The sequence below is a fragment of the Antarcticirhabdus aurantiaca genome (genome assembly GCF_009765365.1).
GTDB classification, from domain to species: Bacteria; Pseudomonadota; Alphaproteobacteria; order Rhizobiales; family Rhizobiaceae; genus Antarcticirhabdus; species Antarcticirhabdus aurantiaca.
This window is the reverse complement of record NZ_VTOM01000002.1, coordinates 174,494-192,895: the sequence shown is the minus strand read 5'-3', so window position 1 is coordinate 192,895 and position 18,402 is coordinate 174,494. Positions and strand designations below refer to the sequence as shown.

Below are 18,402 nucleotides of genomic sequence, written 5' to 3'. Positions count from 1 at the left end.
CCATGGCAGCGATCATGGAAGCCGTCGACGCGCGGTCCGAGAACGGGTGGGGCGGCGCGGCGCGCATCGACGCCGGCCACGTCGAGAGCCTGGCGCTCCGGATGGTGGCTTGGCCGAGCGTCGGCGGGACGCCCGGCGAGGCCGAGTTCGCGGGCCGCCTCCAAGAGTTGCTGCTGGAGATCCCGTACTTCCGCGAAAACCCCGACGACCTGCGCATCGTCGACGGTTACGGCGACCCGAAGGCACGCAACGTCGCGGCGCTGGTGCGGGGGCGCGGCCGCCGGACGATCGTCCTGGCCGGGCACTACGACACCGTGGCTGTCGACAACTACGGCAGCCTCAGGGACCTCGCCTGCGAAGGCTTCGCCTTGAGGGACGCGCTCGTCGCCGAGCTGTCGGGACGCGAACGCACCGAACAGGAGGAGCAGGCGCTGGCGGACCTCCTCGGCGGCGACTTCCTGCCGGGTCGGGGCATGCTCGACATGAAGAGCGGCCTCGCGGTCGCCGTCGCGTGCCTGGAGCGGTTCGCCGCCGACCCCGACCGGCACGGGAACATCCTGTTCGTCGCGACGCCGGACGAGGAGCGCGAAAGCCGGGGGATGCGCGCCATGCGCGACGCCCTCCCTAGCCTTGCCGCAAGCCTGGGCATCGAGATCGCCGGGGCGATCAACCTCGACGTCACGTCCGACCAGGGCGACGGGGCGGACGGCCGCGCGGCCTATGCGGGGACGATCGGGAAGCTCCTTCCCTTCGCCATGATGGTCGGCTGCGGCTCGCACGCGAGCTATCCCTTCGAGGGCATCAGCGCGCAGGCGATGGCCGCGGGCGTCCTCGCTCGGCTGGAGGGGAACGCCGATCTGGCCGACCGCGACCACACCGACGTGTCGCCGCCCCCGATCTGCCTTGAGGCCAAGGACCTGCGGGAGGGCTACGAGGTGACGACGCCGGAACGCTTCTGGCTCGCCTTCAACTGGCTGTACCACGCCATGACGGCGGAAGACCTCTTCAGGCGCTTCGCGGACGAGGTCCGGGCCGGCACGACGGACGCCGTGACCCGCTTCGCGGCGCAGTCCGAGGCGCATTCCCGGCGGACAGGGCGGAAGGCCGGGGCGGTCCAGCCGGCGCCGCGCGTCCTGACCGTCGGCGAGCTTCGCGCCCGCGCCGCGGACATTGTGGGAGCGGACTTCGAGGCGCTCTACGCCGACGAGGAGCGACGGCACGCGCAGGTCGACAACCCGCTCGTCGCCAGCCGCCTCCTGACCGACTGGCTGGTTGGGCTCGCGAGGATCGTCGGTCCCGCCGCGGTGGTCGGCTTCGCGGGGCTGCACTACCCGCCGAGCAGGCTCCTCGACACTGACGACGACAGGTCGCTCCGCGAGGCCATCGACGGGGTCCGCGCGGAACTCGCTGCCGAGCCGGACCGCGCCGTCGTCTGGAAGCCGTTTTTCCAGGGGATCTCCGACATGAGCTTCCTCGGACAGGCGGCCGCGGGCCGTGACGTCGTCTCGGCGAACACGCCGATCTCCAGGCTCGTCGACCATCCGCCGGCGGATGCCCTGCGCTTCCCCGTCGTCAACATCGGCCCGTGGGGCCGCGAGTTCCACCAAAGGCTCGAGCGGGTCCACGTCCCCTACGCGTTCGGCGTCCTTCCCGAGGCGGTCTACCGGATCGCCCGAATTGTCCTCGACCGCCCGTGACGGCGCGGCTCGACCTGAACGGAGCGTGAGGCCATGGCGCCCAGACCCAACCTGAACATCGTCCCCTTCGTCAGCGTCGAGCACATGATGCAGCTCGTCCTTGACGTCGGCATCGAGACCTTCCTCCTCGAGCTCGCCGCGGTCATCGAGGAGGACTTCCGGCGCTGGGAGGCGTTCGACAAGACGCCGCGCGTCGCCGCCCACTCGCCCGACGGCGTGATCGAGCTGATGCCGACGAGCGATGGCCAGCTCTACGGCTTCAAGTACGTCAACGGCCATCCGAAGAACACGCGCGACGGCCTCCAGACGGTGACGGCATTCGGCATCCTGTCGGACGTCGCGAGCGGCTACCCGCTCCTCCTCACCGAGATGACGATCCTGACCGCGCTCCGGACCGCGGCCATGTCGGCGGTGGCGGCCAGGCACCTCGCCCGCACGGATTCGCGGACCATGGCCCTGATCGGCAACGGGGCGCAGAGCGAGTTCCAGGCGCTCGCCTTCAAGGCCATCGTCGGGATCGAGAACCTGCGCCTCTACGATCTCGACCCGACTGCCAGCGAGCGGTGCGCCCGGAACCTGTCCGGCATGGGGCTTTCGGTGAAGGTCTGCCGCAGCTCGCAGGGGGCGGTGGAGGGAGCGGATGTCATTACGACGGTGACCGCGGACAAGCAGTACGCGACGATCCTCTCCGACAACATGGTCGGCCCCGGCACGCACATCAACGCGGTCGGCGGCGACTGCCCCGGCAAGACCGAGCTCCACCGCGACATCCTCCTGCGCTCGGAGATCTTCGTCGAGTACCCGCCGCAGACCCGCATCGAGGGCGAGATCCAGCAGCTCGGCCCCGACCACCCCGTCAAGGAGCTGTGGGAGGTGATCGCGGGCCGGATCGAGGGCCGCCGCTCGGAGCGCGAGATCACGCTGTTCGACAGCGTCGGATTCGCCGTCGAGGACTTCTCCGCGCTCCGCTACGTCCGCTCCAAGATCGGCGTGACGGGCCTGCACCAGGGCCTGGACCTCCTCGCCGACCCGGACGAGCCGCGCGACCTGTTCGGCATGCTCCTGCGCTGCGAGAAGCGGCTCAAGGCCGCCTGAGACGCCGACGGAACGGGGAGAGCGGCATCATGGACTTCGACTTCATCGTCGTCGGCACCGGCTCCGTCGGGGCGGCGGCCGCCTTCCACGCCTCGCGCTCGGGCCTGAAGGTCCTGATGGTCGACAATGGGCATCCGCCCCACGACCTCGGCAGCCACCATGGTCAAACCCGCCTGATGCGCCATGCCTACGGCGAGGGCGAGAAGTACGTCCCGACGGTGCTGCGCGCGCAGGCGCTCTGGGAGGAACTCGAGCGGGAGACGGGCGAGCGGATCTTCGAGCGCACGGGCGTCGTCAACATAGGTCCCGCGGGAGCCGCGTTCCTCGGCCGGGTGCGCGCCAGCGCCGAGCGTTGGAACCTGGCGCTCCAGGTCATGGGGCCGGCGGAGGTGCGGGCACGATGGCCGCAGATGACGCTGCCCGATGGGCTCGTCGCCCTCTACGAACCCGGCGCCGGGGTCCTTCGCAGCGAGGCGTCGATCCGCGCGCATGTCAGGCTTGCCAGGGACGCGGGAGCCGTGGAGGCGTTCGGCACCCCGGTGCGGTCGGTCGCTTCGGACGGGAACGGGGTGACGGTGGTCGCGGATGGGGGACGGTGGCGTGCCCGCAAGGTGCTGGTCAGCGCCGGGACCTGGACGACCACGCTGTTTCCCGAACTGCCCGTGACCCCGGTCCGCAAGATCTTCACGTGGCATGAGACCGACGGGCGGTACGAGGCCGTGTCCGGCTTCCCGGGCTTCGTGTCCGAACTGCCCAGCGGCAATCAGTTCTACGGCTTCCCGGCGGAGGACGGCATCCTCAAGATCGGGAGGCACAACGGCGGGCAGCCCATCGGGTCCCCCGACGAGCGCCTGCCCTTCGGCGCGCTCGACAGCGACGCGCACGAGGTCTCGGAGTTCCTGGATCGTGTCCTGCCGGGCGTCGGCGCCATCCGGCACGGCGCCTCCTGCACCTACGACAACTCGCCCGACGAGGACTTCGTCGTCGACACCCTGCCGGGCCAGCCGGACGTGATGGTCGTCGCCGGCCTCAGCGGCCACGGGTTCAAGTTCGCCTCCGTCCTCGGCGAGATCGCCGCCGGCTTCGCGGGCGGCCGAAATCCCGGGTTCGACCTGTCGCCCTTTTCGCTCTCGCGCTTCGGACAATACGGCCGTTGACGGAGCGGCCGGATCGCGGAGGAGGCACACCTTGCGCTGGCTCGTATAGGCATCCATCGGATGTCATCGGATTGCCCAAGATCCGTGGAAGCGTGGCGTAGTGATTGAGCATCCTCGCACCGTCACCGTAGCCGACGTCGCGAGGGCCGCGGGCGTGTCGAAGGCGACTGCGGCACGGGTTCTCGGTGGCTACGGAACCGTCGGCGCGGAACTGACTGCGCGGGTCCTGGCGGCGGCCGAGCGCCTCGACTATCGGCCCAACGAACTCGCGCGGACCATGGCGACGGGGCGCTCGTCTACGATCGGCGTCGTCATCGGCGACGTCGAGAACCCGTTCTTCGGGCACCTGACACGCGGGATCACCGATCGGGCGAAGAGCTTCGGCTACGGAGTCATCGTGACCAACTCCGCCGAAAGCGTGGCCGAGGAGCGCGCCGCCGTCGCCATGCTCCTCGGCAAGCGGGTGGACGGGCTCATTGTGGCCCCGGCCGACCGCTCTCATTCGGATCATCTCGAGGACGCGATCGGACGGGGCATGCCGGTCGTCCTCGTCGACCGAGAGGTCGAGGAATTACGGGTCGACGCCGTGGTCGCGGACGACCGGAAGGCGGCGGCTTCGGCCGTGCGCTATCTCGTCGATGCCGGCCATCGCAGGATCGCGTATCTGACTTCGACCGAGTGCGACGAGGTCGGTTATCGCGATCCCCGGCAGATCAAGCTGACCACCGTCTTGCACCGCATCGAGGGCATGCTGAAGGTATCGAACGCCGCCGGGATCGCCGAGCCCGAGCGGTACATCCGCCTGGGCGCCGTCGACGCTGCCGCGAGCGGGCTGATCCTCGATGCCCTCCTCTCTCTGCCGGATCGCCCGACGGCGATCCTCGCCTCCGACAGCAAGTTGGCCCTTGACGTCCTCCAAGCCGCCCAGCGCGCGAACCTCCTCATCCCGCGAGACCTGTCGCTCGTGACCTTCGACGATGCGGAATGGACGCGGGCGATTTCGCCGACCGTCACCGTGTTGGCGCAACCCTCCCACGAACTCGGTGCAGAGGCCGTTCGCCTGCTGATCGAGCGCGTCGAGGGACGACGGGAGATCAGCCGCGTCGTTCTTGAGACGAGGCTTGTCCACCGGGGGTCGGTAGCGATCCCAAACGTTCCCGAGTGAAGCGGATGTCTCTAGCCTCAGCCGATCGTCCGTATGCTGAGCGGCACTCGATGAGTCCTTCTAAGCTGAGGATGACCCTAGTGAGCGTTTGATCGCTTTTCGCTTGCGCTCTGCCGGAAGCAGACCGTCTGCCAACCACCCCGTCCAGTCTCAGGTCGCCGGAAAAGCGGACGTCCAGAAGCGGTCCGTCCGTTGTCGACCCATTTCGGTCATACGCGTCAGCCTTCTGCATCCTCGAAGCGGACATTATTACGGTATTAGGTAGCAAAGACATGTCGACGTCGGTTTCGGACGAATCGCTGTCGTCCTAGAATGGGGACATGCTGGACCAGACGCTCGACACGACCGACCATACGGTATCCGGACTGCTGCGCAAGCGAGCGGATCTATTCAACGAGGCGACCCGTCTCCGTGACAGGATCGCTGAAATCAAGAACGACATCGAGGCGCTCGACCGAACGATGCGCACCTTCGGGTATATCGGTGATCTGGACGCTGCGATGCCGCGCCAGAAGCGTCAGGTCATGTTCGGAGCCGGCGAGCTGTCACGCTCGATCCTGCGCGAGCTGCGTGACGCCGACGGTCCTATGACGACGCGTGAAATAGCGCAAAGCATCGTGGCTCTGCGCGGCGACGACGCTCGCGACCGGCGATTGGTGACCGAAATCTCGAACCGGGTGTCGAAGGCGCTACGCTCTCATCGCGAGGCCGGGCGCGTCCGGTCCTCCGTCGACGACGCAGGCAACCTGTTGTGGTCGAGACGGGTTGGCAAGTCAGGCGATGCGAAAGCTGTCGGGAACGGCACACCAATTAGATCATCGCACGATCACCCCGCAACCGATCCCTAGGAGCACTAGGGATGAGATCACCCGGCAACAGGTTACATGCTCATTTGAAGCTAAATGGCGATATGGCTGGAAGCTCTTCCGTGACCGTATCCTCGGCTACGACCTTCTTCGCTCTGCGTGTTCCATCCATCCGCATTTCGACGTGCTGGCCCGGTCGCGACCGATGCACCGTATCGGCCACGTCCGCTGCCCGCTCGACGAGTTGACGCTTCTTGTTGAGAGGAAGGGCTACGACGGCAACGTTGCGGCCGCGCAGGCTCTGCTGGCTCGCGATGTTCTTGTCATTGGTCAAAAGCACGTTGAACCCCGCCGCTTCGACCGCTCTGATCAACTCCCCGTTCGTCATCTGCCGGAGATGTTTCGGGAACTTGTGCGCATCGACGCCTAGAGGCTGTTATGGACTGGTTTGGCGGGATAGCTCATCTGGTTGGGGATGAGGACTTGCCGCAAGCCGTATCCGTCGGACGTTTCGGATGAGGAGTGGGCGCTGGTCGCGCCCTACCTGACGCTTCTGCCCGAGGAAGCAGGCCAGCGCGAGCATTCGCTGCGCGAGGTGTTCAACGGGCTGCGCTACGTGGTGAAGACGGGCGCTCCCTGGCGCTGGATGCCCAACGATCTGCCGCCCTGGGCCGCGGTCTACCAGCAGGCGCAGCGCTGGCTGGCGGCGGGCTGCTTCGAGGCTCTGGCCGAGGATCTGCGGGCGGTTCTGCGTCTTGCCGCGGGTCGCAAGGCCGAGCCGAGCGCGGCGATCCTGGACAGCCGGACGCTTCGCTCCTCGCCCGAGAGCGGGACGCGGGCCGGCTATGACGGGGCCAAGCGTAAGAAAGGCTCCAAGCTGCACTTGGCCGTCGACACGCTCGGCCATCTCCTGGCCCTTCACGTCACGCCGGCAAACGCTGAGGATCGCGGCGAGGTCGAGCGCTTGGCCAAGGCGGTGCAGGCCTCGACCGGGCAGAGCGTCGACCTGGCCTATGTCGACCAAGGCTACAGCGGTGCGCGAGCCGCCTCGGCGGCCAAGACGCACGGCATCGATCTGGAGGTTGTCAAACTGCCTGAGGCTAAACGCGGTTTCGTGCTCCTGCCACGGCGATGGGTGGTCGAGCGATCCTTCGCCTGGGCCACCCGCTTCCGCCGCCTTGCCAAGGACTATGAGCGATATGCAAGCACTCTGGCAGATCTGCACGTCATCGCATTCGCCTGCATCATGCTCAAACAGGCCGCTCTACTCGCAACCAGTCCATAACAGCCTCTAGCTCTCTGAGGGCCTCGGCAAGCTGCTTCGGCACCCCCTCATTGAGGATGACCCTCACGCGGCCCTCGTTCTCGCCATGACCTTCGACGTCAGTTCCAGGACGGTCACGACATCGTCTCGGTCGAGGGTCTCATACTCATCCAGAATCTCATCCACCGACATGCCGTCGGCCAGATTCTCAAACAGGACTTCGACCGGCACCCGGGTATTGCGGAACACCCGACGTCCCCCCATCACATCCGGGTTGGAGACGATGAGTTCATCGAGGGTGAGCGTGTTGTGAGCCATCACTTGATCTCTGAGAGCTGGCATCGGCCTTCTTGCAGGATGGTCGGCATGTTCCGAAAATAGAATCTCATCGGGATCAACGCCTACACGACCGACAGTCTGACATCTTTCGTTGTATCGGTCATCCCAGTTCTGGTGCCGGGCTACGGATGGTGCCCCTCTGAAGGGCTTGGCTTGCGCCTCGCCCTCTGCCAATAGCCCTTCCAGGTCCACGACGGTGGGTGCGTCAGGGCCGACAGACCCATGATCAGAACCTGCGTGCCGTTGTCGATTCGCCTGGCGTCCTCACGCCAGGCCATCTCGTGAGCGTAGGCATGCAGGTACGGTCCGGCGATGTGGTGATGCATGCCGATCTCGGCGCGTCGGATGCGCGAGAAGAAGCTCTCCGCCTGGTTCGTGCAGGCGTCGCCGTCGCTGTAGGCTTCCTGGTGGTTGATGCGACGAACGTCGAGTCCACCGTAGTGCAGCGGATCCCATGATCGCGCCTCGTCGGCGTGAACAGTCGATCCGGGCTTGATGCGCTGCTCGAGGATCGGGACGGCGTGAGCCTCGTGCCGGACGACAAAGGGCAATGTCCGTCCGTCCACCTCGCGCATGACGATCACGACCCTGCGCTTGCCGTTCTGGTTCTTCAACAGACGACGGTCCCGCCGGTTTTCCTTCCAGTTGGCAGGCTTCACGTAGCCCCCAAAGTAGGCGCCGTCCACATGGACCTCGCCCGACGCGGTCAGGCCGTCCATCTCCGTTCCCAGCGCCTCGCGGATCTTATGGGCGAGCACGAAGGCCGTCTTGTACTGGACGTTGAGATCCCGCGAGAGATGCAGGGCGGAATGCCCCTTCGCCGAGTTCGCGAAGATGGCGATGGCCAACAGGATGTCGCGGAGGGCCAGCTTGCGAGCATGGAAGATAGTCCCGGACGTAACCGAGAACTGCTTCTCGCACGCCTTGCAGGAGAAGATCCGTCGGCTCCTGTGTTCGTAGACCGCAGCGCAGCCGCACCGAGGGCAGACCGGCTCACCCCGTGTGTCGCACCAGCGGATGTTGCGGAATATGGCCTGAGCGTCGTCGTCCGAGAGGCGGGCAACCATGGCGAGCGACAGACGGCGAGCGGCGGCCGACAGCAGGAAGTGCTGTCCCGCGCCCGGCCCTCTGCCCGGCCCCTTCTCACCCGTTCCCGCCATGCCCGATTGACCAACGATTGCCGTTGGCGTCATATTTGGGAACTGATTCATCGAACGCCAACGATAGACGTTGACGTTGGTTACTAAAGTCCATCGTCATGATCATCTCGCCGGAGCAGTGCCGAGCCGCCAGGGCCTGGCTGGATTGGAAGCAGGAGGATTTGGCCGGTGCGGCTGGCGTCAGTCTCTCGACGGTCCGCGATTTCGAGAAGGGTCGACGCACACCGATGCCAGCGAATGCGAAGGCTCTGGTCACAGCGCTCGAAGCGGCCGGCATGACGCTCGTGTTTCACGACGATGGACGAGCCAAAGGGGTGGGAACCCTTGACGCAGTTCCGCCGATCGGCGAATCTCACGTCAAGGGTTCCCCGAGCGGATGACGGGAATCGAACCCGCGACCTGGGGGTGGGCACTCCTCAAGCTCTACCACTGAGCTTACATCCGCACATAGAATGGCGTCGCCCGAAGGCGGCGCCATTCTCGTTCATGGGGGCTACCGCCCCCCGATCTCTTCCTTCCCCTTCTCGGTGATGGTGTAGCGCCGCTTCTCGCTGTGGATCAGGCCCTGATCGCGAAGCCGTGTCTTGGCCTTCTCCGAGGCCGCCTTTGTCCAGCCGCCCGATATGACCGCCGCATCGATCTCGCTAGTCGGGACCGGATCGGTGGCACCAGCAAGAAGTGCCAAGATAATCTCGCTCGGTGATCGAGACGGTTTTGCCTTGCTCTTCGGTGCCACGACGAGCGTCCGCGGCTTGGCCTCGCGCAGCGCGCTCCTCAAGTGGTGTAGTCGGGAGTTGAGGGCCTCCCGTTCCTGATCCGTCTCCTGGATCACGGCGAGGCGCTTCTCGTGAGCGTCCGCGTCAATCCGGGCGAAGGCGTTTGCCAACCTGGACGCCAACTCGGCAACCTCGGCTTCCGCCTGCTCGATTTCGGATGCCAAACCGGACATGGCCTCATCTCCTGCTCGTCCGGTTTGTATTCGGAGTCAAAACGGGAGTCCAGACAACGGTTTAGCTAAATTTAACGTCGTCGTGCTTTGTCCGGAAATGGCAAACCAGACGCTCGCATGTCTTTGCTACCTAATACCGCATTATTAACCCAGCTATGGATCCGTGCGCAGCGTCGACGCCAATCAGCTCGCTAGGCTCAGGCCTCATTGATCAGAGCCAGAAGGTGACGGCGGCAGCGATGCAGATGGCGGAGAAGAAGGTGTGTGCGCATCGGTCGTAGCGCGTGGCGATGCGGCGCCAGTCTTTAAGCCTGCCGAACATGACCTCGATCTTGTGGCGCTGCTTGTAGAGCGTGGCGTCGTGCGGAACCGGGTTCCGGCGCTTGGCACGTGAGGGGATGCAGACCGCGATGTCGCGCTCGGTCAACGCCTCGCGCAGCCAGTCGGCGTCGTAGCCCTTGTCCGCCAGCAGTTCGCGGACTGGCGGTAGATGGGGCAGCATCAGGCGAGCGCCCTTGTAGTCGCTGGTCTGTCCTTCGGTGAGCGTCATGACGAGCGGTCGACCCTGCCCGTCACAGACAGCATGGAGCTTGGAGTTCAGGCCGCCCTTCGTGCGTCCGATACGGCGGGGAACATCCCCCCTTTGAGGAGGCTGGCCGCGGTACGGTGCGCCTTCAGGTGCGTGGCGTCGATCATGATGCGCTCGGGTCTTGGACCTTCGCCCGCCAGGCTTGCGAAGATGCGGTTGAAGACACCCAACCGTGACCAGCGGATGAAGCGGTTGTAGAGCGTCTTGTGCGGCCCGTAGCCAGGGGGCGCGTCTTTCCATTGCAGGCCGTTGCGGATGACGTAGACGATCCCGCTCACCACGCGCCGGTCGTCCACCCTCGGCACGCCGTGCGCCAGCGGAAAGTGCGGCGCGATCCGCGCCATCTGACACTCGCTCAACAGAAACAACTCGCCCATCGGATCACCCTCCAAGGCCGAACCGAAGCACCTGTCAATCCAAATTAATAGGTCCTGAGCCTAGTCTGTTGAGGGTGTTCACCTCAAGCTGGTGGAAGATGCATCGCCGATCCAAAAGTAAGGCTCGGATCATCGCCAGAGCGCCTCGATCTCGTCCCGCAAGGAGATCAGAGCGCCGGGAGCCTCTTCCTCGCGCAGCACCGTCAAAGCGAGTGCCGCGGTGTCCAGCACGACGCGCCGCGGATAAGCGTCCATGGCTTGGCGATGCCAGACCGCTTCCAAGTAGTCCGCCGCGCTCATGCCGCTCGGCAGGTCAAGACGCTCGATCGGCATGGCTGGCAGGCGCAACTCCGTCGGGCGTCCCGCCACAAGCCGCTGGATGAGAGCGGCGCGGTTCGGCCGTGCCTCGGCGACGTCCCGCGTGTGCGGCAGGATGCCGATGTTCAGGCAGCCCAGAATACGAGCAGCGTCACGGTGGAGCGTCCGGTGCGCCGAAGGCGCGGCTCCGAGGAGGCTCGCCCGCGCGCCCAGCGGATCAAGAAGGTGCACGACGTGGGACAACGGCGAGCGCATTTCCAGGAGCTGGTAGAGGCCTAGGAGATCGCGCAGCTTCGGGGCGAAAGCCTCGATCGGCAGAAAGACGATGCCGCCGCGGTCGAGCGCACGGCCCGCCGCGTCCAGCGAGGCGGCCGCGGGGATGCCGAGGCGCGCGCATGCCGCGCCCAGCCGGTCATGGCCTTCGCGGTCGCGGCCAAAGCCGTGAAGAAGCACGCGCGCGCCGGTTCGCCCGACGAGCCGCGCGGCGAGCAGGAACCAAGGCTCGAAGCGGCTCTTGGGCGAGAGGTAGACGGGCCAATCGAGATCCGCCACGCTTCCTCCCGTCGGCAAGGCGCCGGCTCGCGCGCGGGCGGCGGCCGCTAGGCCGGCGAGCTCGCTCGCCGTGACGCCGCGATGCTGGAAGGCGACGAGAAAGGCGCCGATCTGGACCGGATCAGCCTCGCCGGACAAGACAATGCCGAGCGCATCCTCCGATTCCTCGGTGCTCAGGGCTCGAGAGCGGCCGGTGCCCGCGCCGATCGTCGCGATCGCGCGGGCAAGGCGCTGGCGCGGTTCGGCGCGCGGGCCGATGGCGGCGAGCTTGCGGGCGAAGGCGGCTGGGCCGGGACCGCCCTCCGGCGGCGCCGCGCCGCGCAGTGCCAGCGGAGGCGCTTCGACGATCGGGCGGCGGTTGCCGGGCCACCCGCGGTCGGCGCCCGCCGGGCCTGCGCCCGGTAGCGAAGGCTCCAGGAGATCCTGCGCTTCGGCGGCGAGCGCTCGGAGGCGCAGGCGCAGCGTTTCGGCGAATGGTGTCGGCACCATGCCCCGCGCGGTACGCACGAGGATAGGGTCGCCGTAGAGGTCGCGAATTTGCTTGAGGAGACGGCTCATCGCCGGCGTGCCAAGCCCCATGCGCGCCGCCGCCCGCCCGACCGAGCCCTCGACCATAAGCGCGTCGAGGGCGATCAGAAGGCGGAGTCGGTTCAGCGGCAAGGACGCCTCGTCCAGGTAGCCTTCGGCTTCCGGTCGGTTGGCGGCTAAGGCTCGTATCGCGTCGTCCAATGACGGGGCGGCTCCTGTCCTGCGCGCTGCCCGAGCTGCCCGAAGGAACCCGAGTTGCGTTTTCCTGAACTTGGAATCGCTTGGAAACAGCGCGGTTGATCCGGCTCGTTCCATACTTAAGAGGAGCAGAGTACTCAAGTTTTAGGGGGCTCATATGGATGCGGCTTTGGACGGAACGAGGGGTGCGGCGAAGCCGATCGGTTCGGCGTGGGCGCCATGGCGCGCGACGCTCCTGGTGACCTCCGCGCTCGGCCTCGGCTTCGCCGGCTCCGTCGCTCCGGCCCATGCCCAGTCCACCGTTCAGGCTGTCGAGGAAGAGGACGCCGCTTCGACGAACCCAGAGGCTGACGGCGTCCTCAGCCTCGATACCGTCGTGGTGACGGCCTCCGGCTTCGAGCAGAACGTGCGCGACGCTCCTGCCTCGATCACCGTGGTCTCGCGCGAGGAGCTGGAGAAGGGGCAGTTCCGTGACCTCACCGACGCGCTGCGCGAGGTGCAGGGCGTCGCGGTCACCGGCGTCGCCAACGAGAAGGACGTCTTCATCCGCGGCCTGCCCGGCGCTTACACGCTGATCCTCGTCGACGGCAAGCGGCAAAGCACGCGCGACGCGCGCACCAACGGCAATTCCGGTTTCGAGCAGAGCTTCGTTCCCCCGATCAGCGCCATCGAGCGCATCGAGGTGGTGCGCGGGCCGATGTCCTCACTTTACGGCTCCGACGCCATGGGCGGCGTCATCAACATCATCACCCGCAAGGTCTCCGATACCTGGACCGGCTCGGCAACCGTCGAGGGCACGGCGCAGCAGCACGGGAAGTACGGCAATTCCGGCCAGATCTCCTTCTACGGCGCAGGTCCCGTCGTCAGCGACATCCTCGGCCTGCAGCTCTGGGGCCGCGCCTTCCGGCGCGGCGAGGACGATTTCCTCAGCGGCGTCACCGGCGCCAAGGAAGGCGACGTCACCGGCCGCCTGACCTTCACGCCGAACGAGAACCACGACTTCCTGCTGGAGGGCGGCGTCACGCGCCTGCGCCGCGAGGCGGAAGCCGGCAACACGCTCGAAGCGAACGCGAACGACATCAAGAACGACAACGACCGCGACCATTGGTCGGCGACCCATATCGGCCGCTGGGGTTGGACGACCTCGGAATTCTCCTTCTCGCAGGAATGGGCCGAGCGCACGAACTACACGTGGTCCGGCTTGGCTTCCGACTTCGTGGAGAACCCGCGCTCGCCCGAGATCCGCAACAGCGTCCTCGATGGAAAGTTCACGACGCCCTTCGAGTTCGCGGGCAACCACACCCTCGTGGTCGGCGGCCAGTTCTTCGATGCCAAGCTGACCGACCAGAATCCCGGCCGGCGTACGGGGGCCGACGAGGTCTTCCAGGTCGAGCAGTGGGCGCTCTTCGCCGAGGACGAGTGGCAGCTCACCGACACCTTCGCGCTGACCGGCGGCATCCGCTACAATCACCATGAACTCTACGACGCGGAAGTGACGCCGCGCCTCTACGGCGTTTGGCACCCCCACGAGCAGTGGACGATCAAGGGCGGCGTCTCCACCGGGTTCCGGGCGCCGGAGATCCGCGACATCGCGCCGGGCTACGCCTATACGACGGGCGGGGGCGGCTGCTCCTATGGGCCGAACGGCACCTGCGGCGTCATCATCGCCGACCCGAACCTCAAGGCCGAGACGAGCACCAGCTACGAGCTCGGCGTGTTGTGGGACAGCTATGCCGGATTCTCGGCGGGGGCGACCTACTTCCACACCGACTTCAAGGACAAGATCTCGAACGCCCTCGTCCTCGACGACCGCGGCCGGCCGGTGCGCTGGAGCGAGGACCCGAACTACCGCCTCTGGTACAACTACAACATCGACGACGCGGTCATCCAGGGTGTCGAGCTCGCCGCCAACTGGGACATCACCGACACGCTCTCGGCCCGCGCCAGCTACACCTACACTGATTCCGAGCAGAAGACCGGCATCTACGAGGGCTTCCCGCTCGCCCGCACGCCGGAGCACTCCGGCAACGCCCGGCTCGACTGGATCACGCCCGTCGAGGGTCTCGCGCTGTGGAGCTCGGCGATCTACCACGGCTCGGAGGTCGCGGCGGGCGCCCGCATCGGCACCAACGGGCGCGCGATCAGCCTCAACGGGCAGCCCGGCCGCAAGTACGACGCCTACGCGACCGTCGACGTCGGCGCCAACTACGCCTTCAACGAGACCGTCACGGTCAAGGGCGCGGTCTACAACGTCTTCGACAAGCGGGTCGGCCCGACCGACTTCAACACCTCGGAGGAGGGCCGCCGCGTCTGGGTGGGGCTGACGACGGAGTTCTGAGGGGGCGGGACGCGGCGCCGCTCCCCCGGCGGCGTCACCCCCGCGCGTCGAAGTAGAGCCCGATGCGCTTGCCCCCGATCTCCTCCACGTCGACCTCGATCTCGTAGAGGTCGCGCAGCACCTCCGGGCGCATGATCTCGGCCGGCGGCCCTTGGTGGGCCAGCCGGCCGTTCTTCATGGCGAGGATGGTGTCGGCGTAGCAGGAGGCGAAGTTGATGTCGTGGAGGACCACCACCACCGTCTTGTCCAGCTCGTCCGCCGCCCGGCGCAGGAGGCGCATCATCCCCACCGCGTGCTTGAGGTCGAGGTTGTTCAGCGGCTCGTCGAGGAGGACGTAGTCCGTGTCCTGGCAGAGCACCATGGCGACGAAGGCGCGCTGGCGCTGGCCGCCGGACAGCTCGTCGAGGAAGCGGCCCGACAGCTCATCGAGGCCGAGCCAGGCTAGCGCGGCCTCGACGCGGGCCTCGTCCTCGATCGTCGGGCGCCCCTTGGAATGGGGATAGCGGCCGAAGGCGACGAGGTCGGCGACGGTCAGACGGACCGTGACGGCCTGCTCCTGCCGCAGGATCGACAGGCGGCGGGCGAGGACGTCGCCGGGCGTCCGGCTCACGTCGAGGCCGTCCACCGTCACCGTTCCCGCATCCATGCCGACGAGCCGGCTCACCATCGACAGGAGCGTCGATTTTCCCGCGCCGTTCGGGCCGATCACGGCCGTCACCCCGCCCTTGGGGATCGTCACCGACACCCCGTCGACGACGAGCGCCGGGCCGTAGGACTTCGAGACGGATCTCGCTTCGATCATCGCGCGCCGCGCCCCTTGAGCAGGAGGAGGATGAAGACGACGCCGCCGACGAACTCGACGATGACGGCCAGCGCCGTGTCGAAGGCGAAGACCCGCTCCAGCACGAGCTGCCCCCCGACGAGGCAGAGCCCTGCCAGCATGGCCGCCGCCGGCAGCACGGCCGCGTGCCGGTGCGTCGGCACGATCTGGTAGGCGAGGTTGGCGACGAGGAGGCCGAAGAAGGTCACCGGGCCGACGAGGGCGGTGGAGACCGAGACGAGGACCGCGACGAGGACGAGGATCGCGGTGACGTCGCGCCTGTGGTCGAGGCCGAGCCCGACCGCCGCCTCGCGCCCGAGCGCGAGGACGTCGAAGCGCCGCCGCATCCGCCAGCCGAAGACGGAGACGAGGAGGGTCAGCCCGGCCGCGGCGAGGAGGAGGTCGCGGTTCACCGTGTTGAAGCTCGCGAAGAAGCGGTCCTGGAGGACCACGAACTCGTTCGGATCGATCAGCCGCTGCATGAAGCCGGACAGCGAGCGGAAGAAGGTGCCGAAGACGATGCCGACGACGAGCGTCAGGTGGAGGCTCCGAAGGCCCCCGGCGAAGAGCCAGCGGAAGAGGAGGAGCGAGAAGCCGGTCATCGCGGCGAGCTCGAGCGCGAAGGTCGCCCGGGCGTCGATCGCCGAAAGGGCCGCCGAGCCCAGGCCGAAGACGAGCGCCGTCTGGATCAGGACGTAGAGCGCGTCGAAGCCCATGATCGAGGGCGTCAGGATGCGGTTGTTGGTGATGGTCTGGAACAGGACGGTGGAGACGCCGATCGCGTAGGCGACGAGGAGCATCTGCAGGACCTTCAGGCCGCGCAGCTGGAGGACGAAGCTCCAGCTGCCCCGCGCGCCGACGGTCATGAAGGCCGCGATCGCCGCGAGGAGCGCGACGCCCAGAAGCGAGAGGGCGAGGCCGGCCGGGACCGTCCGAGCGGCCCGGGGCGGCGCGAAGGGCGCGCGGCGCGCCTCAGCCGAGCTCATGGCGGCGCCTCAGAAGGATGGCGAGGAAGAGGGCCGAGCCGACGACGCCGACGACGGTTCCGATCGGCACTTCGTAGGGCGCGCGCACGACGCGCCCGACGATGTCGCAAGCCAGCACGAAGCCCGCGCCGCCGAGCGCGACGAGGGGCGCGACGCGCCGCACGTTGTCGCCGACAACCATCGAGACGAGGTTCGGCACGACGAGGCCGAGGAAGGGGATGGCCCCGACGGTGACGACGACCACCGCCGTGACCATGGCGACGATGGACAGGCCGAAGCCCATGATCCGCCGGTAGTTCAGGCCGAGATTGGTGGCGAAGGCCTCACCCAGGCCCGCCACGGTGAAGCGGTCGGCGGCGAGGAAGGCGGCGAGCGTCAGGGCCGCGGACAGGTAGAGGAGCTCGTAGCGCCCGCGCAGCACCCCGGAGAAGTCGCCGGTGGCCCAGGCGCCGAGCGACTGGAGGAGATCGAAGCGGTAGGCGAAGAAGGTCGTCACCGCGCTGACGACGCCGCCGAGCATGATGCCGACGAGCGGCACGATCAGCGTCGAGCGCAGCGGCACGCGCGACAGGATCGCGAAGAAGAGGCCGGTGCCTAGGAGCGCGAAGAGCGTCGCCACGCCCATCTTGCCCAAGGGCGCCATGCCGGGGGCGAGAAGCGTGGCGGCGAGGAGGCCGAGGCTGGCGGACTCGACGGTTCCCGCCGTCGAGGGCTCCACGAAGCGGTTGCGCGCCAGCATCTGCATGATGAGCCCGGCCGTCGCCATGCCCGCGCCCGCGAGCACAAGCGCGATCGTGCGCGGCAGTCGGCTGACGAGGAGCAATTCCAATGCCTGAGGGTCGGCGAGGATCGTCGCGGGCGACACGTCGCTGACGCCGACGAAGAGGCTGACGAGAAACAGGCCGAGAACGGCAAGCGCTGGAACGAGGATGGTCGGCACGCGGAGAGACTGTCAGGTCAAAGCGGCCCCTGAAGACCCCGAGCGTTGAGGGATGAAGCCGGGCGAGCCGTGCGAGCGGCCCGACCGGTCAGGGCGGTCGCGAAAGGATGTCAGCCTTTGTCGGCGAAGGCTTCGCGCAGCTGCTCGACGTTGCGTTGCACCGCTTGGATGCCGCCGCCCATCAGGTACCAGCCGGCCGGGTCGAGATAAACCACTCGGCCGTTCTTCCAGGCATCGGTGCGGCCCACGAGCGCGTTGTCGAGCATGGAGGCTGCCGCGCCCCGGCCAATCGCAGCGTCTCGGTCGACCACGAAGAGCCAGTCCGGATTGGCCTCGGCGATGAACTCGAAGGAGATCGCCTCACCGTGAGTGGCCGTGTCGAGGTCGTCGCGTGCTGCCTTGATGCCATAATCTGTGTGGAGCATGCCGAAGCGCGATCCCGGGCCGTAGGCGCTCATCTTGTTGCCGGTGGTGAGCACGATCAGACCGCGCTCGACGCCGCCGGTCTCGGTCTTCAGATCCGCGATCGAGGCTTTGAGCTTCGTCACCAGCGCCTCGGCTTCAACCTCCTTGTTGAACACCTTCCCGAGATCGCGCGCGCGGGTCTCGACATTAGCAAGAAAAGCGTCGTTGTCGATGGATAGGTCGATCGTCTGGGCAATGGCGGAGAGCGCTTCGGCCTGACTGCGCGAGCGGCCGCCGACGATGATGAGGTCGGGCTCCAGCGCTCCGACTGCCTCAAGATCCGGCTCCTGCAGCGAGCCGACCTTTTCCGCGCTGGCATGAGCGTCGACGTAGTCGGGTAGGCGCGCCTGCGGGACCCCAGCCGCCCTGATGCCAAGCGCGTCCAGCGTGTCGAGTGAGGCGGTGTCGAAGACGACCACCGTTTTTGGGGTGCGGGGGATCGCCACGGTTCCGCTGGCGGTCTCGATGCTCACCGTGTCCTGTGCCGAGGCGATGCCGGGTGCGAGGCTCCATACGCTGGCGAACACGGCGGCGAGGAACTTGGATCGAAGGGAGGGAAGAAGCTTCATCGTGGCAAGACCCGTGAGTGAAAAGCTCGAGCGCTCCCCGCAGCGGCGACCGAGTCGGCGGCAGACGACACATCAACGAAGTTAGGTGCG

At 67.2% G+C, this 18,402-nt stretch carries 18 protein-coding genes and 1 tRNA gene; 8 read left to right on the top strand and 11 right to left on the bottom strand.

The features are described from left to right. Nucleotides 1–2: 2 nt before the first annotated feature. From FZN60_RS03095 to FZN60_RS03075, 5 genes are all read left to right on the top strand, one after another. Nucleotides 3–1,697 (top strand): M20/M25/M40 family metallo-hydrolase, encoded by a 1,695-nt coding sequence (locus FZN60_RS03095; RefSeq protein ID WP_246726564.1) that lies wholly within the window; start codon nt 3–5, stop codon nt 1,695–1,697. Nucleotides 1,698–1,730: 33 nt separating this feature from the next. After that, nucleotides 1,731–2,792, top strand: a complete 1,062-nt coding sequence (ocd, locus tag FZN60_RS03090) for an ornithine cyclodeaminase (RefSeq protein ID WP_158870984.1) — start codon at nt 1,731–1,733, stop codon at nt 2,790–2,792. Nucleotides 2,793–2,821: 29 nt separating this feature from the next. Next, nucleotides 2,822–3,949: an N-methyl-L-tryptophan oxidase gene (gene solA, locus FZN60_RS03085; protein ID WP_158870982.1), complete on the top strand. Its 1,128-nt coding sequence runs from the start codon at nt 2,822–2,824 to the stop codon at nt 3,947–3,949. A 100-nt stretch (nt 3,950–4,049) separates the two neighbouring features. After that, complete coding sequence (locus FZN60_RS03080; RefSeq protein ID WP_158870980.1) at nt 4,050–5,114, top strand: LacI family DNA-binding transcriptional regulator; 1,065 nt, start codon at nt 4,050–4,052, stop codon at nt 5,112–5,114. 320 nt (nt 5,115–5,434) lie between these two features. Beyond that, entirely contained in the window at nt 5,435–5,962 is a 528-nt protein-coding gene (locus tag FZN60_RS03075) for a hypothetical protein (protein WP_199266470.1), read from the top strand. 40 nt (nt 5,963–6,002) lie between these two features. On the opposite strand, the gene FZN60_RS03070 is transcribed toward FZN60_RS03075, so the two are convergent. Further along, nucleotides 6,003–6,308, bottom strand: a complete 306-nt coding sequence (locus tag FZN60_RS03070; protein WP_199266469.1) for a hypothetical protein — start codon at nt 6,306–6,308, stop codon at nt 6,003–6,005. A gap of 87 nt (nt 6,309–6,395) precedes the next feature. On the opposite strand from FZN60_RS03070, the gene FZN60_RS03065 reads away from it, so the two are divergent. Then, the gene (locus tag FZN60_RS03065; protein ID WP_158871271.1) at nt 6,396–7,205 is read left to right on the top strand and encodes an IS5 family transposase; all 810 of its coding nucleotides are present in this window, start codon (nt 6,396–6,398) and stop codon (nt 7,203–7,205) included. Nucleotides 7,206–7,268: 63 nt separating this feature from the next. Here the strand turns inward: FZN60_RS03065 and FZN60_RS03060 are convergent, their stop codons facing one another. Together FZN60_RS03060 and FZN60_RS03055 are read right to left on the bottom strand one after the other, a co-directional pair. Then, complete coding sequence (locus FZN60_RS03060) at nt 7,269–7,502, bottom strand: DUF433 domain-containing protein (protein ID WP_158870978.1); 234 nt, start codon at nt 7,500–7,502, stop codon at nt 7,269–7,271. Nucleotides 7,503–7,645: 143 nt separating this feature from the next. Next, complete coding sequence (locus FZN60_RS03055; protein WP_158871269.1) at nt 7,646–8,683, bottom strand: IS1595 family transposase; 1,038 nt, start codon at nt 8,681–8,683, stop codon at nt 7,646–7,648. 98 nt (nt 8,684–8,781) lie between these two features. Here FZN60_RS03055 and FZN60_RS03050 point away from each other — a divergent pair, with 98 nt between their 5' ends. Then, nucleotides 8,782–9,063 (top strand): helix-turn-helix domain-containing protein, encoded by a 282-nt coding sequence (locus tag FZN60_RS03050; protein WP_158870976.1) that lies wholly within the window; start codon nt 8,782–8,784, stop codon nt 9,061–9,063. Here FZN60_RS03050 and FZN60_RS03045 read toward each other — a convergent pair. The 4 genes from FZN60_RS03045 to FZN60_RS03030 form a co-directional block, all read right to left on the bottom strand. Continuing rightward, nucleotides 9,055–9,128: transfer RNA gene (locus tag FZN60_RS03045), tRNA-OTHER, on the bottom strand. The two genes, FZN60_RS03050 and FZN60_RS03045, sit on opposite strands and share 9 nt — an antisense overlap. Nucleotides 9,129–9,176: 48 nt before the next feature. Then, complete coding sequence (locus FZN60_RS03040) at nt 9,177–9,632, bottom strand: hypothetical protein (RefSeq protein ID WP_158870974.1); 456 nt, start codon at nt 9,630–9,632, stop codon at nt 9,177–9,179. A 211-nt stretch (nt 9,633–9,843) separates the two neighbouring features. Then, a protein-coding gene (locus FZN60_RS03035; protein WP_422570103.1) for an IS5 family transposase occupies nt 9,844–10,598 on the bottom strand; the annotation gives its coding sequence in 2 pieces (ribosomal slippage) (nt 9,844–10,263 and nt 10,266–10,598; 753 coding nt in all). A gap of 129 nt (nt 10,599–10,727) precedes the next feature. After that, a complete protein-coding gene (locus tag FZN60_RS03030; RefSeq protein WP_158870970.1) occupies nt 10,728–12,128 on the bottom strand; it encodes a glycosyl transferase family protein in 1,401 nt (466 codons plus the stop codon). A 223-nt stretch (nt 12,129–12,351) separates the two neighbouring features. Here FZN60_RS03030 and FZN60_RS03025 point away from each other — a divergent pair, with 223 nt between their 5' ends. Then, entirely contained in the window at nt 12,352–14,532 is a 2,181-nt protein-coding gene (locus tag FZN60_RS03025; protein WP_158870968.1) for a TonB-dependent receptor domain-containing protein, read from the top strand. A 34-nt stretch (nt 14,533–14,566) separates the two neighbouring features. On the opposite strand, the gene FZN60_RS03020 is transcribed toward FZN60_RS03025, so the two are convergent. The 4 genes from FZN60_RS03020 to FZN60_RS03005 form a co-directional block, all read right to left on the bottom strand. Then, on the bottom strand, nt 14,567–15,334 hold the full coding sequence (locus FZN60_RS03020) for an iron ABC transporter ATP-binding protein (protein ID WP_158870966.1): 768 nt from the start codon (nt 15,332–15,334) through the stop codon (nt 14,567–14,569). Beyond that, the gene (locus FZN60_RS03015; protein WP_158870964.1) at nt 15,331–16,338 is read right to left on the bottom strand and encodes an iron chelate uptake ABC transporter family permease subunit; all 1,008 of its coding nucleotides are present in this window, start codon (nt 16,336–16,338) and stop codon (nt 15,331–15,333) included. Before FZN60_RS03015 ends, FZN60_RS03020 begins: the two co-directional genes overlap by 4 nt. After that, nucleotides 16,325–17,278: an ABC transporter permease gene (locus FZN60_RS03010; protein ID WP_158870962.1), complete on the bottom strand. Its 954-nt coding sequence runs from the start codon at nt 17,276–17,278 to the stop codon at nt 16,325–16,327. Before FZN60_RS03010 ends, FZN60_RS03015 begins: the two co-directional genes overlap by 14 nt. A gap of 110 nt (nt 17,279–17,388) precedes the next feature. Continuing rightward, a complete protein-coding gene (locus tag FZN60_RS03005; RefSeq protein ID WP_246726561.1) occupies nt 17,389–18,216 on the bottom strand; it encodes a siderophore ABC transporter substrate-binding protein in 828 nt (275 codons plus the stop codon). Between the last annotated feature and the right edge of the window lie 186 nt (nt 18,217–18,402).